Genomic DNA, 14,689 nt, shown 5'->3' on the forward strand with positions numbered 1-14,689 from the left:
TGCCCGAGTTTAGTCTTGTAATGGTAAACGGGGCGTTGCGTCTCCGGCTCAAGCCTCTCCCGGCGCCGGTGAACCCGTGTAACGAGGCGTTGTATGGCGACCGAGAAGAAGCTGAAGGACCCGGCCGAGGCCGCGCTCTCTGCGATCGAGCAGGCGCTGAACCTCGACGCCCTGACGCCGAACGGCCCCGATGGCCGCGCCGAGCCGCGCCTGCCCGACGTCGGTGACGCCGACCCGCTGCGCGACGGCGGCCTCGACGCCGGCCGGACCATGCCGCCGCGCCTCGACCTCGATCCCCCGCTCGTCTCGGACCTGCCGCCGCCGGGCCTGGACCGCCCCCGCCGCGAGGGCGGGCTCCTGCCCCCCGACCGGTCGCTCGTGGCCAACGACGACCGGCGCAACATCGGCATCCTGCAGCAGACCCTGCGGGTGCGCTCCTCGCCCAAGCCCTACCTGCTCGCGCTCGCCGCCGGCGCGGTCTGGATCGGCGCCCTGGTGCTGATCGCCTGGGCGAAGTCCGACGGCGACCTGCGCGCCGTCGTGTCGGGCCTCTCCGCCCTCCAGGCGAGCGTCGGCGCCGCGGCCCTGTTCGGCCCGGTGGTGCTGTTCGTGATCGCCGCCATGCTGGCGGTGCGCGCCCAGGAGATGCGCCTCGTCGCCCGCGCGGTCGGCGAGGTCGCGGTGCGGCTCGCCGAGCCCGAGAGCTTCTCCACCGACGCGGTGCTGACCATGTCGCAGACCGTGCGCCGCGAGGTGGCGGCGGTGGGCGACGGCGTCGAGCGGGCGCTCGCCCGGGCCGGCGAGCTCGAGACCCTGGTCCGGGGCGAGATCGCCACCCTGGAGCGGGCCTATTCCGACAACGAGATCCGCATCCGCTCCCTCGTGGACGAACTGGTCGCCCAGCGCGAGGCGATCGTCACCAACGCCGAGCGGGTGCGCAGCGCCATCACCGGGTCGCACCAGAGCCTGAGCCAGGACCTGGAGGGCGCCTCCGACCGGATCGTCTCCGCGGTGACCGGCGCGGGCGAGCGCGTGACCGGCGCGCTGGAGACCCGCGGCGCCGCGATCACGGCTTCCCTGGGCGAGGCCGGCGACCGGGTCGTCAACCTGATGACTGCCCGCGGCAGCGACCTGATCGACACCCTCGCGGCCACCAGCCAGGAGGTGCGCGGCAGCTTCCAGGAGGTCGGCGAGACCCTGACCCGCACCTTCGAGGACCGCGCCGGCACGGCGACCGGCGCCTTCCAGGCCGCCGGCACCGCCCTGGCCGAGCGCCTGTCGGAGAATGCCGGCGCCCTCACCCGGACCCTGGAGGAGACCGGCAGCCGCGTGAGCGACGCGCTGGAGCGTCAGGCCGGCACGGTGCGCGAGACCTTCGAGCGCTCCGTGACGGGGCTCGAAACCGCCTTCCTGTCGCGCGGCTCGGAGCTGACCGAGCGCTTCGGCGCGATGGGCGCCGAGATCACCGCCCGCTTCGCCGAGACCGGGTCGGCCCTGACCCAGGACATCGCCGGCCGCGGCCTCGCGCTGCGCGCCGAACTGGAGAGCGCCGGCCTGTCGGTCGCCGAGACGATCGAGGGCCGCGGGCGCGACGCCCAGGCCGCCCTGGCGCTCGCCGCGAGCGGCGCNGAGGCCGCCCGCGCGATCTCGGCCGAGCTCGCCGCCCGGATCGGCGAGATGGAGGCGGCCTTCGGCGAGCACGGCCGGAGCGTCGCCGAGCTGCTCGCCGGCCACGCCGACGAGACCCAGGCCCGGATCAGCGGCACCGGCCGCGACATCGTCCTCGCCGTCGCCAGCCAGGGCGCGCGCATCGCCGACACCCTCAGCCAGACCGGCGCGAGCTTCGCCGAGACCGCCGACGGCCGCGTCCGGGCGATCGACGAGACGCTGGGCAGCCGCCTCGCCGCCCTGCAGGAGACCATCGCCCGCGGCGACATCCTGGCCGACCGGATCAACCGCGACACCGCCGCGCTCGGCGAGACCGTTGGCGCGCGGCTGGAGGAGATGGACCGGCTCCTCACCGGCAAGGGCGAGGCCGTCGCCGAGACGATCGCCGCCCGGGCCCGCGAGGCCGGCAGCCTGATCGAGACCCATCTCGGGGGCCTGGAGACCCGCTCCGCCGAGCGGGCCGCCGCCGTCGCGGCCGCCGTGGCGGCGCTGGTCGGCCAGATCGACGACCATCTCGGCAGCCGCGCGAACGCCGTGGACGAGGCGCTGCGCGCCCGGACCGACGAGATGGGCCGGGTCATGGCCGAGGGCCATCGCGGCCTGATGGAGATGCTGGAGGGCCGCACCTCCGGGCTCGGCCAGGACATCGCCCGCCACACGGGCGAGATCGCCCGGCGGATCGAGGAGAGCGCCGGCCACTTCGACACCGGCGTCATCGGCCGCCTGCAGGCGATCGCCGAGACCCTGGACCAGCGCGCCCGCCTCGTGGACGAGAGCTTCGGCGTGCAGGCCTTCGAGGCGATCCGCCTCATCGAGGCGCGCACCCGCGCGGTGGACGAGGAACTCGCCGGCCGGACCCGCGACCTCGTGGCGATGATCGCCGACCGGACCGGCGGCCTCGACGGCGCCATGGCCGAGCGCGTCCGCGCCCTCACCGGCACCATCGAGGAGGCCACCCGCGGCCTCGAGGCCGCGCTGGCCAACCGCGCGGATTCGATGATCCGGCTGGTGGACGCGCGGACCGAGAGCGCCGACGCGGCGCTGGCCGCCCGGACCGAGGCCGTGCACGCGGCCTTCGCGGAGCGCGCCGACCTCCTCGGCCGCCTGATCGACGAGCGCATCGCCGCCATGTCGGGCGAGCTCGACGAGAAGGGCCGCGCCGTGTTCGGGGCGATCGGCGGCCGGATCACCGAGCTCGCCCGCCTGCTCGACCGCGGCGGCACCTCGCTGGCCGAGCTCATCGACCAGCGCGGCGAGAGCGTGCTCGCCAAGCTCCAGCAGACCATCGCGGATGCCGAGCGGATGCTCGATGCCGGCGAGGGCCGCCTGGGCCACACCCTGTCGAGCCGCACGGCCGACATCAGCGGCCTCCTCGACGAGGGCGTGCGCTCGGTCCACACCCTGCTCGACGACCGGACCAACCAGATCCGCGTCCTGCTGGACGACCATGCCGGCACCCTGGCCGCCACCCTGGACGGCCGGATGGGCCCGATCCACGAGGCGCTGGACGGCCGCGGTCAGGCGATGGTCGCCGCCCTCGAGGGCGCGTTCGGCTCCGCCACCGGGGCCCTGGAGGACCGCACCCGCCAGCTCGGCAGCCTGTTCGACGAGCGGCTCGCCCACCTGGAGAGCCTGGTCGACGGCCGCGGCAACCGCCTCGCCGACACCCTCACCGCCCGGGCCCAGGCCCTGCGCACCCTGTTCGAGGAGGCCCAGTCGGCCCTCGACGGCGTGGTCGAGGGCGGCGGCGGCCGCTTCGCCGCCGCGGTCGACGCCCGCATCCAGTCCCTGCGCGCGGTGCTGGAGGAGGCGCCGGCCGCCGTCTCGGCGCTGGTGGAGACCCGCGAGCGCCAGCTCGCCGCCACCCTCGACGCCCGCACGCAGCGCCTGCAGACCCTGTTCGAGGAGGCCCAGGCCGGCCTGCGCGACCTCGTGGACGGTCGCGGCCAGGACCTCGCGGACGCCATCGCGGCCCGGACCGAGGGCCTGCGCACGACCCTCGACGCGGCGCCCGCCCAGATGGCGGACCTGCTGGACACCCGTCTCTCCGACCTCCAGGGCCTGTTCGAGCGGGCGCAGGGCGAGATCGACCGCCTCGTGGACGGCCGCGGCCGCCAGATCGCCGGGACCATCGAGCACCGCACCCAGGCGCTCCAGGCGACCATCGAGGGGGTGAACCCGGCCATCGCCGGCCTGCTCGAGGAGCGCGAGAACCGCCTCGCCGAGACCCTCAAGGAGCGGACCGGCGAGCTGCAGATCCTGTTCGACCGGGTGCAGAACCGCCTCGGCGCCCTGGTCGAGGGCACCGGCCGCGACGTGTCCGAGCGGGTCGACGCGCGCGTCGAGACCCTGCGGGCGACCTTCGAGCAGGCGCGCGCCGCGATCGAGGGCCTCCTGGAGGACCGCGGCCAGGCCCTGGTGGCGGCCGCCGAGGGCCGCACCGGCGCCCTGGTGGAAGGCTGTGGCGGCCGCCGAGACCGGGCGGATCGCCCTCGACACGATCTCGACCGACATCGCCAAGATGATCGAGCACCGGACCGCGGTCGACCTCTGGGAGCGGTACCGCCGGGGCGAGCCGAACCTGTTCGACCCGCGGATCTACACGCCGCAGGGCCGGGCCACCTTCTCGGAGATCCAGCGCCGCTACAGGACCGACGCGGAGTTCCGCCGCAGCGTCGACCGCTACGTCAGCGAGTTCGAGCGCCTGCTCGGCGACGTGGTCAAGAACGACAGCGACGCCAAGCGCACCGACGCCTACCTGACCTCGGAGACCGGCAAGGTCTACACGATGCTGGCCCATGCCAGCGGGCGCTTCGACGGGGCGTAGGACCGATCCCGCCGGGGCCGCCCGCGGCGCCGGCGGGGTCCATGCCGGGGACGAAAAGACCCGCCGCGCCCTCCCCCGCATCGGAGGTCACGCGCGCGGGACAGGGCGGCGCGGGCGCCGTCCCGCCGTCACAGCAGGCCGAGGCCGACCAGCTCGCGCCGCAGGGCCTCGGGCATCTCGGCGAGGTCCCCCGAGGCCTCGGCCCCGAGATCGGCCGGCGCGTCGCGCGCGGTCAGGTAGCGCCAGCCCTGGAACGGCCGGTAGGGCCGGGGCGCCACCGGGAAGAGCCGGGGATCGAAGACCAGCCGGCAGCGCGGGATCCCGTCCGCGTCCGTGAGCGGCTCGATCGCGGTGATCGCCTGCCGGCAGGACAGCGTCCCGCGGATCACCCAGTAGATCGAGCCCTGACCGGTGATCTCGCGGTGGCGCTTGGGCAGGGTGCGGGTGACGTGGAACGGGGCCGCTTGCCGGCCGTCCCGGAGTTCCTCGGCGCGGAACCGGGCCTGCCGGGCCTCGAGGTCGGCGATGGTGGCGGGGCCGACGCAGAGCTTGATCAGGTGCAGGGCCACGGATGCGCGTGCTCGGGGTTGCCGGGGGCGCCCCTGATAGCAGGGTCCGCGCCGGCGCGCGCCTGCCGGAGCGCACCGGACGTCGGGGCCGGGCCGGACCCGTCAGGCGAACAGCGCGAGCCGCTGCTCCGGCGTCAGCGCGTCGATCTCGGCGAAGCTCAGGGCCGGCTCCTCCGGCGGCATCGCCGGCTCGGGAGCGGCCGCGACGGTCTCGCCCCAGGTGAGGTCGGCCACGTCCCGCGCGATGTCCTGCGCGATGTCCTGCGCGACATCCTCCTCGACATCCTCCTCGACGTCCGTCTCGAACGCCTCCTCGATCGCGGTGGCGGCCTCCGGCGCGTCCGCGGCGGACGGATCGGCGACGGGAAGGGAGGCGACCTCCGGAGCCGGCTCCGGCTCCGGGGCAGCCTCGAGATCGACCGCCCAGTCGGCTACCAGATCGGCCTCCAAGCCGGCCTGCAAGTCGGCCGCGGGTGCGGCCTCCGGCCCGTCCCCCGCCGCGGCGGCTAGGTCCGGTTCCGGGGCGAATGCCAGCGCGGCCGCTCCCGTCGGCTCGGACACGGCGTCCGGCTCGGCCTCCGCCACCGGCTCCGGCGCGGCCGGCACTTCGGCCGCGACCTCTGTCTCCGGCTCGGCCTCCGGTGCCCGGGCCTCCGCCTGGACCGGCAGGAACACCAGGTCCTCGTGCAGCGCCGGGCTGCCGGGGCGGGCCACGAGGGCCGCCACCGTGACGGCCGGCACATCCATGGCGATGTAGCGGTCGATGTCGCTCTGGTTCAGATCGGCCGGCTCGCCGGCCGGCCGCGCGCCCCGGTGGGGCGGCACCCGCACCGCGTCCTCGCCCCAGATGGCGATCATCGCGGAGACCCGGTCCTCCAGGTAGCGCAGGGTGTAGACGATCCGGGCGGTGCGCTGCGCGGTGAGATCCTGGAAGGAGCAGGCCGTGTAGATCGCGGTCGCGTGGCGGTCGAGGGCGTCGCAGGCCTGCGCGTCGGCCCCGCGCTCGCGCAGGGTCCAGGCCGCCTCCTGGATCGACTCGGCGGCGCCGAGGATGTCGGAGGTGGCCTGCTCGGTCTCGCGCACGATGGCGTCGAGGGCGAGCGACGCCTGCGTCAGCCGGGTCTCGTCGCTGTTCGGGGCGTTGAGCGCGGCGATCTCGCCCTTGGTCCGGCTGATCGCGTCGGCCATGTCGAGGAGGTTGCCGCGCAGGTGTCCGAAGGCCTCCTGTCCGCGGTCGGCGGTGACGCTCCGCTCCAGTCGCGCGATCGCCCCGAGCAATACCTCGGTCTCCGCGCCCCGGTTGCGCCGGGCGTACTCGGCGAGGAACCAGCGGCCGCGCTCGCTGGCGCTGATCGTCGCCTCGATCGCCTCGTACTCGGCCGAAGCGTGCGCGCTCGGGTTGACGGAACCGAACATGGGCCTCTCTGGACGCTCGATGCGGGCGCGGCGGCGGCCCGCCCCGGTGCGCACCGATCGCCGCGAATTTGACAGAGGCCCTTTAACGGGCGCTTACGGACGCCCTCCCCGCCCCGCCTTCCCGATCCCGCTCGTCGAGACCCGCCTTGCTCCGCCCGTCCGGCCCGGCGCGCCTGTCGCTGCTCTACGCCGTGGTGTTCACCGAGATCGGCATCGCGATGCCCTTCATGCCCCTGTGGCTCGACGCCCTCGGGCTCGATGCCCGGGTGATCGGCGTCCTCCTCGCCCTGCCGATCGCCACGCGGATCGCCGCCACGGCGCCGCTGATGAGCCTCCTCGACCGCGGCCTCGGCCCCCGGCGGCTGATCCTGCTCGGCAGCCTCGCCCTGAGCCTGACCTACGCGCTGATGCCCGCCGCGGCCGGGATCGGGTGGCCGCTGCTCGCCGGGCTGATCGTGCTCAACGCGGTCGCCGGCGCGCCGCTCGTGCCCTGCATCGACTACCTGACGCTCGCGGCCGTGCGCCGGGACGCGCGCCTGACCTACGCGCGGATCCGGATGGCGGGCTCCGTCGCGTTCCTGCTGGCGAACCTCGCGGGCGGGCTGCTGCTGACGGCGCTCGGCGGCCGGCTCGCCGTGCCGCTGCTCCTGACCGGCCTCGCCCTCGGTGCGGGGCTGGTGGCGTGGCGCAGCCGCGCGGTGGCGGCCNGGTGGCGGTCGACCTGTCGGGGATCGAGCGCCTCGACACCCTCGGCGCCTGGGTCCTGGAGCGGACCCGCGCCGAGATCGAGCAGGCGGGCAGCGCCCTCACCTATCTCGGCGCCCGCCCGGAGCACCGCACCCTGCTGGGCGAGGTCCGGCTGCGCGAGCCGGACGCGCCGCCGCCGCGGCGGCACGGCCCGGTCGTCGGCCTGCTCGACGCCACCGGGCGCCGGACCGTGCAGGGCGGCCACGAGTTCGTCACCGCCCTCGCCTTCCTGGGCGAGCTGATCGCCGCCTGCGGGCGCGTCGCCCTGCGGCCCGGCACGTTCCGCGGCAACGCCCTGATCAACCAGATCCAGCAGGTGGCGCTCAACGGCACGCCGATCATCGTGCTGATCTCGTTCCTCGTGGGCGGCATCGTCGCCCAGCAGGGCATCTTCCAGCTCCAGCGCTTCGGCGCCCAGACCTTCGTGGTCAACCTGATCGGCCTCCTGATCCTGCGCGAAATGGGCGTGCTGCTCACCTCGATCATGGTCGCGGGCCGCTCGGGCTCGGCGATCACCGCCGAGATCGGCTCCATGCGCATGCGCGAGGAGGTGGACGCGCTCCGGGTCATGGGTCTCGACCCCGTCGAGATCCTGATCGTGCCCCGGGTGCTCGCGCTGATGATCGGCCTGCCGATGCTGACGCTGATCGGCGACCTCGCGGCCCTCGCCGGCGGCGGCCTCACCGCGATGCTCTACGGCGGCCTGACCCTCGACCAGTTCCTGGTCCGGCTCCAGGCGGCGGTGGGCGTGCACCACGTCATGGTCGGCCTGATCAAGGCGCCGTTCATGGCGCTGACCATCGGGGTGATCGCCACGATCGAGGGCTTCGCGGTCGAGGGCTCCGCGGAATCGCTCGGCCGTCACGTCACCGCGTCGGTGGTGAAGTCCATCTTCATGGTCATCGTCCTCGACGGCCTGTTCGCGGTGTTCTTCGCCGCGATCGACTTCTGAGGCCGCCGCGATGGATGCCCCGATGACCGCCTCGCCGAATGGCCCCGCGCCGATCATCCGCGTGCGCGACCTCGTGGTCGGCTTCCGCGACCGCAACATCCTGAAAGGCCTGAGCCTGGACATCCGCGCCGGCGAGATCCTGGGCTTCGTCGGGCCCTCGGGCCAGGGCAAGTCGGTGCTGACCCGGACGATCCTGGGTCTCAACCCCAAGCGGGCCGGCACGATCGAGGTGTTCGGCCGCGACGTCGACGCGTTGACCTACGCCGAGCGGCGCCGGATGGAGCAGCGCTGGGGCGTGCTGTTCCAGCAGGGCGCCCTGTTCTCGGCGCTGACCGTCAAGCAGAACATCCAGGTGCCGATGCGCGAGCACCTGAACCTGTCCGAGCGCCTGCTCGACGAGTTCGCCCGGCTCAAGATCGAGATGGTCGGCCTGAAGCCCGACGCCGCCGACAAGCTGCCCTCGGAACTGTCGGGCGGCATGATCAAGCGCGCGGCTCTGGCCCGCTCCCTGGCGCTCGATCCCGAGATCCTGTTCCTGGACGAGCCGACCTCGGGCCTCGACCCGATCGGCGCGGGCGAGTTCGACGACCTCGTCTCGACCCTCAAGGAGACGCTGGGGCTGACCGTGTTCATGGTCACCCACGACCTCGACAGCCTCTACACCGCCTGCGACCGCATCGCGGCGCTCGGCGACGGCCAGATCATCGCCGCCGGCACGATCGACGAGATGCTGGCGAGCGACCATCCCTGGCTGCGCTCGTACTTCCACGGCAAGCGCGCCCGGACCATCGCCACGGGCGGCACCGCGGCCCATGCCTGATCCGATCCCTGATCCGATGCCTGATCCGGTGCCCGATCGTCGCCGTTCCACCCAGATCCCGCCCTGCTCCCCTCCGGGAGCCGGGGCTCCAGGCCCGGCCGGATCTCCGCCGGCCAGAACCGCAGGTTGAGCGCATGGAAACCCGCGCGAACTACGCCCTGATCGGGGCCTTCACGATCGCCGTCATCCTGGCGGGCTTCGGCACCGTGCTGTGGCTCTCCGGCGGCTCGTCGCGGCAGGTCAGCCAGCTCGTCCGCATCGTCTTCTCCGGCTCGGTCGGGGGGCTGTCGCGCGGCTCGAGCGTGAACTTCAACGGCATCAAGGTCGGCGAGGTCACCGATATCCGCCTCGCCCCGCAGGATCCCCGCCGGGTGCTCGCCACGATCAAGGTCGATCCCGCGACCCCGCTCCGGGCCGACACCCGCGCCCGCCTCGACTCGGCGATGCTCACCGGCGTCTCGGTGATCTCCCTGTCGGGCGGCAACGCCGACGCGCCGGTGCTGGCCCCGATGGCCAACGGCGAGCCGCCGACGATCTTCGCCGATTCCTCCGACATGCAGGACATGATGGCGCTGGCGCGCCAGGTGGCGCAGCGGGCCGACGACATGCTGGCCCGCCTCGACCGGCTCGTCTCCGCCAACGAGGGGGCGATCAACCGGTCGCTCGCCAATGTCGAGACCTTCTCGAAGACGCTGGCCGATGCCGGCCCGAACATCTCCGCGCTGGTGAAGGCCGTGGACGGGGCCAAGCTCGGCCGGGTGATCGACAACGCCGACCGCTTCTCCGCGGCCCTGTCCAAGGCCAGCCCCGACATCGAGGCGGGCCTGCACGACGCCCGGCTGCTGGCCGGCAAGCTCAGCGCCTCGGCCGACAAGATCGACGCGGTGCTCAACGGCGCCGAGAGCTTCCTGGGCTCGGCCTCCGGCCAGGAGGGCTCCAGCACCTTCGCGGAGATCCGCGCGGCGGCGATCTCGGTGCGCGACGCCGGCAAGGCGTTCCGGACCATGTCGGAGAACCTCGACAAGCGCACCGCCAGCATCTCGGCCAATTTCGGCCGGCTGAGCGGCACCGGCCGCCGGGAGGTGGAGGCCCTGTCGGGCGACGGGCAGCGGACGCTGAGCACCCTCAACCGCACGGTGCGCAGCCTTGAGCGCGACCCGAGCCAGGTGATCTTCGGCGGCAAGCCCTCGTTGCCTGAATACAACGGTGGCCGGTGAAATGCCGCGTCGCCGGGCGTATGTGTCCCGGCGCACGGCACAGATGCCGCAGCGGATTAGTTTTAACCGCATAGCTTATACAGCTCCGCCGTTCGCCGGCGGGGTCCTTCAGGTCATGCGTATGGTCCGCTCGTCCCACATCGCCGCCGCCGCGCTGCTCGCCGCCCTCCTGGGCGGCTGCGGCGGCGCGGCGCCCCTCACCTTCGACCTCGCGGCGCTGCCGGCCGCGGGGCGGCCGATCGCGGCCGGCCGCTCGATCGTGGTGTCGGAGCCGGTGAGCATCCAGCCCTTCGAGGCCGACCGGATCATCGTCCGCGAGACTGGCGGCGCCCTGTCGTTCCTGGGCGGCGGCCAGTGGGCCGACCGGCTGCCGCGCCTGATCCAGACGCGGCTCATCCAGAGCCTGGAGAATTCCGGGCGGCTCCGCTCGGTGAGCCGGCCCGGCGACAAGGTCGTGGCCGACTACCAGCTGATCAGCGAGATCCGGGCCTTCGACGTGCAGTCCGGGACCGGCGAGGCGGTGGTCGACCTGTCGCTGAAGCTCGTGGCCGACGGCACCGGCAAGGTCGCGGCGGCGCGGATCTTCACGGCCCGCGTGCCGGTCTCCAAGATCGATGCCGGCAACGGCGCCCGCGCCCTCGATCAGGCGCTGACCATCGTCCTGGCCGACGTGGTGCGCTGGGTGAACAGCGGGCGCTGACGGCCCCCGCGGCCGGTCCGCGCCGACGCCCCCGCCGGGGCACGCCCGACAGATCCTCGCCCCGGATGCCGATCGCGCGGGCCCCGCCGAGGAAGAGCCGCGCGACCGGCCGGTTGAACGGCGCGAAGCCCAGCACCGCGCCCAGCAGGCTCGCCGCCACCAGGGTCGGCAGCGGCGGCAGGTGCCCGGCGAGGCCGACGAGCAGGAGCGCGCCCGCCACCGGGACGATCTCCGCCACCGTCATCCAGTCGAGCCCGTCCATGAAGTTCGTCAGGTTGACGAACCACAGGCCGGCTCGGCGCGTCCAGCCGCTCGATCCGCGACGGCGTGCGGGACGGCGCGCGGTTGCAGATCGCGGCCGGCGCGTTCATAGCGCTGCCGCGATGCAGACTCTGTTTTCAACTGACGGTGTATTGGAGAAGGACAAGTTTCGCCTTTGGCGAGACGTCTGCGAAGATCGCCTGGTTCCCATGGCGCAGAGCCCCCTCAACGACGAGCCGTTTCACGCCACGATCGAGGGGACCAGTATCGGCGGCTTGGTCTTCACGAGATTCGCGCTGCGCAACCTGCGGGCGGCCACGACGCCGCGCACGCTCCGGCACGAGAACCACAAGACCGACCACCTGTTCATGAGCATGGTGCTCTCCGGGCGCGTTCGTGCGGACCAGTACGGTCGGTCCGGCACGGATCAACGTGGCGATTTCTCGATCCGGGATACGAATACGCCCTGGACCATCGAGCACAACGGCTACAGCGAGGTGCTGGCGATCGGGATCCCGCGGGAGCGACTCGAGGGACCCCTGGGCTCAGCCCGCCTGTTCGCCGGCGTGACCGTCGGCGGCGCTCTCGGGACGGCGACCCTGACACGGTCGTTCCTCGGGAAACTGCTCAGGCTGGGCGACCAGCTGACACCCCAGATGGCCGAGCGGATGGTCGCCACGGGGCTCGACCTCATCGTCGCCAGCCTCGCGGAGCGGCTCGCGCAGGAGGTGCAGCAGCCCGTGCGGGACAGCGTCGTGATGCAGCGCGCCCGGGCCTTCATCGAGGCCAATCTCCACGATCCGACCCTGGACCCGCCCCGGATCGCGGCCGCGGCCGGCGTGTCCCTGCGGCGGCTGCAGGCGCTGTTCCACGCGCGGGAGCGGCACATCGCCGACTGGATCTGGCACCGCCGGCTGGAGGTCGCGGCCAGGCGTCTGGCCGATCCGGGCTGCTCCCACATGCCGCTGGGGACCCTGGCGTATGGCTGCGGCTTCCTCAGCCAGTCCCACTTCTCCCACCGCTTCAAGGAGCGCTACGGCCTGAGCCCCCGCGACTACCGCGCGCGCGCCCTCGCGCGGGGCGCCGAGGGCGGACCGGCGGGCTGACCGGGCCGCCTCACTCCATCACGGCGGCCTTCATGATCACCACCATGGTGGCCCGGGCCGGGCCGTCCGTGCAGCGCACGAGGTGGGGCCGGTCGCAGCGGTAGCGCAGGGTCTCGCCGGCCCGCGCCCGCTGCACGACGCCGCCGATCTCGACCTCGAACGCGCCCTCGGTGACCGAGAGGGACTCGACCGAGCCGCGCTGGTGCGGGTCCGAGTCGAGGACGCCGCCCGGGTCGGCCGTGACCTCGTACCATTGCAGCCACTCGATCGTCTTGAGCCAGCCGATGATCGCCAGCCGCACCTTCCCGTCCTCGGAGACGAGGATCGGCGTGTCGGACCGGGAGGTCTTCTCGATGAACGGCTCCTCGTCGCCGGCCGCCAGCACCCGCTCGATCGACACGTCGAGGGCCTGGGACAGGCGCCAGATCGTCGCCAGGGTCGGGTTGGTCTCGTTGCGCTCGATCTGGCTGATGATCGACTTGGCCACGCCGGACTGCTCGGCGAGTTCCGAGAGCGACAGGTTGTAGGCCTTGCGCAGCCGCTGGATGGTCTTGCCGAGCTGGCCGGAGAGCGCCTGCGCCCCGGTCAGCAGGTCGCGCCCGCGCGCCCGGTCGGGCCGTTCCGCCTGATCCTGCATCGTCCCCGATCCGCCTGCACCGTTCCGTTATCCGAACGATCGTGCGCTTCTTCAAACGCAATCGTCGCCCGGTTGCAAGGCGGCGGGCGGCGTGCGCGGCGGCGTGCGCACCGGAAAGGCGGCGGATGCGATCGGCCCGGGACCGGCCCGGGACCGGCCCGGAGCCGGCCTAAGACCAGACGGCGTGGAAGTGGTGGACCGGCCCGTGGCCCGCCCCGACCGCGAGGCCGTCCGCGGCCGCCAGGGCGGCCGTGAGGTAGGCCTTGGCCTCCGCCACCGCCTCCGGCAGCGCCAGGCCCTGGGCGAGGCCCGCCGCCACCGCGGCCGAGAGCGTGCAGCCGGTGCCGTGGGTGTTGCGCGTCGCGATCCGCGGCGCGGACAGGGTCCGCAGGGTGCCGTCCGCCGTGACGAGGTGGTCGATGCTCTCGCGCCCGGTGCCGTGGCCGCCCTTGATCAGCACCGCCCGGGCGCCCAGGGCCACGAGCCGGCGCGCCTGGGCCACGATCGCCGCCGCGTCCGCCGCGACGGGCTCGCCGAGGAGCACCGCCGCCTCCGGCAGGTTGGGGGTGATCAGGTCGGCCCGGGGCAGCAGCCGCTCGCGCAGCGTCGCCACGGCCGCGTCGGTGATCAGCCGGTCGCCGCTGGTGGCGACCATCACCGGGTCGAGGACCACCGGGATCGACCCGGCGTGCCGGGCCAGTCCGTCGGCGACCGCGGCGATCACCGCGGTCTGCGACAGCATGCCGATCTTCACGGCCCTCACGGCGAGGTCGGGGAACACGCTGTCGATCTGCCGGGCGACGAACTCCGCCGGCACGTCGTGGATGCCCTGGACGCCCCGCGTGTTCTGCGCGGTCAGCGCCGTGATCACGCTGGCGCCGTAGACGCCCAGCGCCGAGAAGGTCTTGAGGTCGGCCTGGATGCCGGCCCCGCCGCCGGAATCCGAGCCCGCGATCGTGACGGCGATGGGCGCGGGGCCGCTCATCGGGCGCCGGCCCGCTCCGCCAGGGCGCCGTCGATCCGCGCGCGCAGGTCGCGGGCCCGCTGGCGCACCGACTCCGCGCCGAACAGCGCGGTGATGACCGCGACCCCGTCCGCCCCCGCGGCGACCACCGCGGCGGCGTTGTCGAGCCCGATCCCCGCGATGGCGCCGAGCGGCAGGCTGGCCCCGCGGGCGAGGCGGGCGCGGAAGGCGATGCTGGCGAAGCCGTCGAGACCCACCGGCGGGTCGGGATTGTCCTTGCTGGTGGTGGCGAACACGCCCCCGATGCAGGCGTAGTCGACGGGCAGCCGGTACAGCTCGTCGGCTTGGCCGGGCTTCTTCAGGGTGAGGCCGATGATCGCGCCCTCCCCCAGGAGCCGGCGCGCGTCGGCTGGGTGGAGGTCGCCCTGGCCGAGATGCACCCCGTCGGCTCCGGCCGCGAGGGCGAGGTCGACGCGGTCGTTGACGAGGACCGGGACGCGGCCGCCCACCGCCGCCAGGATCGCCCGGATCCGCGCCAGGGCGGCGCGGGCATCGGCGATGTCCTTCTCGCGGTACTGGAGCAGGGTGCAGCCCCCCGCCACCGCCTCGGCGCCGAGCTCCGCCAGCCGCGCCCCGTCGGCGCCGCAGACGCCGACATCGAGGAGCCCGTAGAGCCGCAGGTCGACGGGCTGGCTGCCGGTCGGGATCGAGGGGGAAGCTGCGGGGGAAGTCGCGCTCGCTGGCATCGCTGTCGTCGCTCGGTCCGCCTCGGCCGGTCCCGTGCCGGCGCTCCCGGACCCCTGTT

The 14,689-nt window shown here is 73.9% G+C and carries 10 protein-coding genes and 3 pseudogenes; 7 read left to right on the forward strand and 6 right to left on the reverse strand.

Annotated features, from left to right (window positions below; all coding sequences use genetic code 11):
- Nucleotides 1-93 precede the first annotated feature (93 nt).
- Nucleotides 94-4,125, forward strand: a pseudogene (locus tag MMR14E_RS11795) (hypothetical protein); the annotation flags it as partial.
- A gap of 498 nt (nucleotides 4,126-4,623) precedes the next feature.
- On the opposite strand, the gene MMR14E_RS11800 reads toward MMR14E_RS11795, so the two are convergent.
- Nucleotides 4,624-5,064, reverse strand: coding sequence for a DUF1489 domain-containing protein (locus MMR14E_RS11800; protein ID WP_331314731.1), 441 nt, complete (start codon nucleotides 5,062-5,064; stop codon nucleotides 4,624-4,626).
- A gap of 102 nt (nucleotides 5,065-5,166) precedes the next feature.
- Nucleotides 5,167-6,480: a hypothetical protein gene (locus MMR14E_RS11805; RefSeq protein WP_331314463.1), complete on the reverse strand. Its 1,314-nt coding sequence runs from the start codon at nucleotides 6,478-6,480 to the stop codon at nucleotides 5,167-5,169.
- A 146-nt stretch (nucleotides 6,481-6,626) separates the two neighbouring features.
- Here MMR14E_RS11805 and MMR14E_RS11810 point away from each other — a divergent pair.
- The 5 genes and pseudogenes from MMR14E_RS11810 to MMR14E_RS11830 all read left to right on the forward strand — a co-directional run.
- Nucleotides 6,627-7,163 (forward strand): annotated as a pseudogene (locus MMR14E_RS11810) (MFS transporter); the annotation flags it as partial.
- 26 nt (nucleotides 7,164-7,189) lie between these two features.
- Nucleotides 7,190-8,179 carry an MlaE family lipid ABC transporter permease subunit gene (locus tag MMR14E_RS11815; protein ID WP_331314465.1) on the forward strand — a complete coding sequence of 330 codons (990 nt, stop codon included), beginning with the start codon at nucleotides 7,190-7,192 and terminating at the stop codon, nucleotides 8,177-8,179.
- A gap of 10 nt (nucleotides 8,180-8,189) precedes the next feature.
- Nucleotides 8,190-8,999: an ABC transporter ATP-binding protein gene (locus MMR14E_RS11820; protein WP_331314466.1), complete on the forward strand. Its 810-nt coding sequence runs from the start codon at nucleotides 8,190-8,192 to the stop codon at nucleotides 8,997-8,999.
- A 134-nt stretch (nucleotides 9,000-9,133) separates the two neighbouring features.
- The gene (locus tag MMR14E_RS11825; protein ID WP_331314467.1) at nucleotides 9,134-10,216 is read left to right on the forward strand and encodes an MlaD family protein; all 1,083 of its coding nucleotides are present in this window, start codon (nucleotides 9,134-9,136) and stop codon (nucleotides 10,214-10,216) included.
- Between the two features lie 121 nt (nucleotides 10,217-10,337).
- Nucleotides 10,338-10,916 (forward strand): ABC-type transport auxiliary lipoprotein family protein, encoded by a 579-nt coding sequence (locus MMR14E_RS11830; protein WP_331314468.1) that lies wholly within the window; start codon nucleotides 10,338-10,340, stop codon nucleotides 10,914-10,916.
- Nucleotides 10,917-10,980: 64 nt separating this feature from the next.
- Here the strand turns inward: MMR14E_RS11830 and MMR14E_RS11835 are convergent.
- Nucleotides 10,981-11,211: pseudogene (locus MMR14E_RS11835) on the reverse strand (glycosyl transferase); the annotation flags it as partial.
- Between the two features lie 88 nt (nucleotides 11,212-11,299).
- Here MMR14E_RS11835 and MMR14E_RS11840 point away from each other — a divergent pair.
- On the forward strand, nucleotides 11,300-12,283 hold the full coding sequence (locus MMR14E_RS11840; RefSeq protein WP_331314469.1) for a helix-turn-helix domain-containing protein: 984 nt from the start codon (nucleotides 11,300-11,302) through the stop codon (nucleotides 12,281-12,283).
- A 10-nt stretch (nucleotides 12,284-12,293) separates the two neighbouring features.
- On the opposite strand, the gene MMR14E_RS11845 is transcribed toward MMR14E_RS11840, so the two are convergent.
- The 3 genes from MMR14E_RS11845 to thiE form a co-directional block, all read right to left on the reverse strand.
- On the reverse strand, nucleotides 12,294-12,920 hold the full coding sequence (locus MMR14E_RS11845) for an XRE family transcriptional regulator (RefSeq protein ID WP_331314471.1): 627 nt from the start codon (nucleotides 12,918-12,920) through the stop codon (nucleotides 12,294-12,296).
- Between the two features lie 169 nt (nucleotides 12,921-13,089).
- The gene (thiD, locus tag MMR14E_RS11850; RefSeq protein WP_331314473.1) at nucleotides 13,090-13,905 is read right to left on the reverse strand and encodes a bifunctional hydroxymethylpyrimidine kinase/phosphomethylpyrimidine kinase; all 816 of its coding nucleotides are present in this window, start codon (nucleotides 13,903-13,905) and stop codon (nucleotides 13,090-13,092) included.
- Entirely contained in the window at nucleotides 13,902-14,630 is a 729-nt protein-coding gene (gene thiE / locus MMR14E_RS11855; RefSeq protein ID WP_331314475.1) for a thiamine phosphate synthase, read from the reverse strand. Before thiE ends, thiD begins: the two co-directional genes overlap by 4 nt.
- Nucleotides 14,631-14,689: the final 59 nt, after the last annotated feature.

Source organism: Methylobacterium mesophilicum (genome assembly GCF_036441335.1).
GTDB lineage: Bacteria > Pseudomonadota > Alphaproteobacteria > Rhizobiales > Beijerinckiaceae > Methylobacterium > Methylobacterium mesophilicum_B.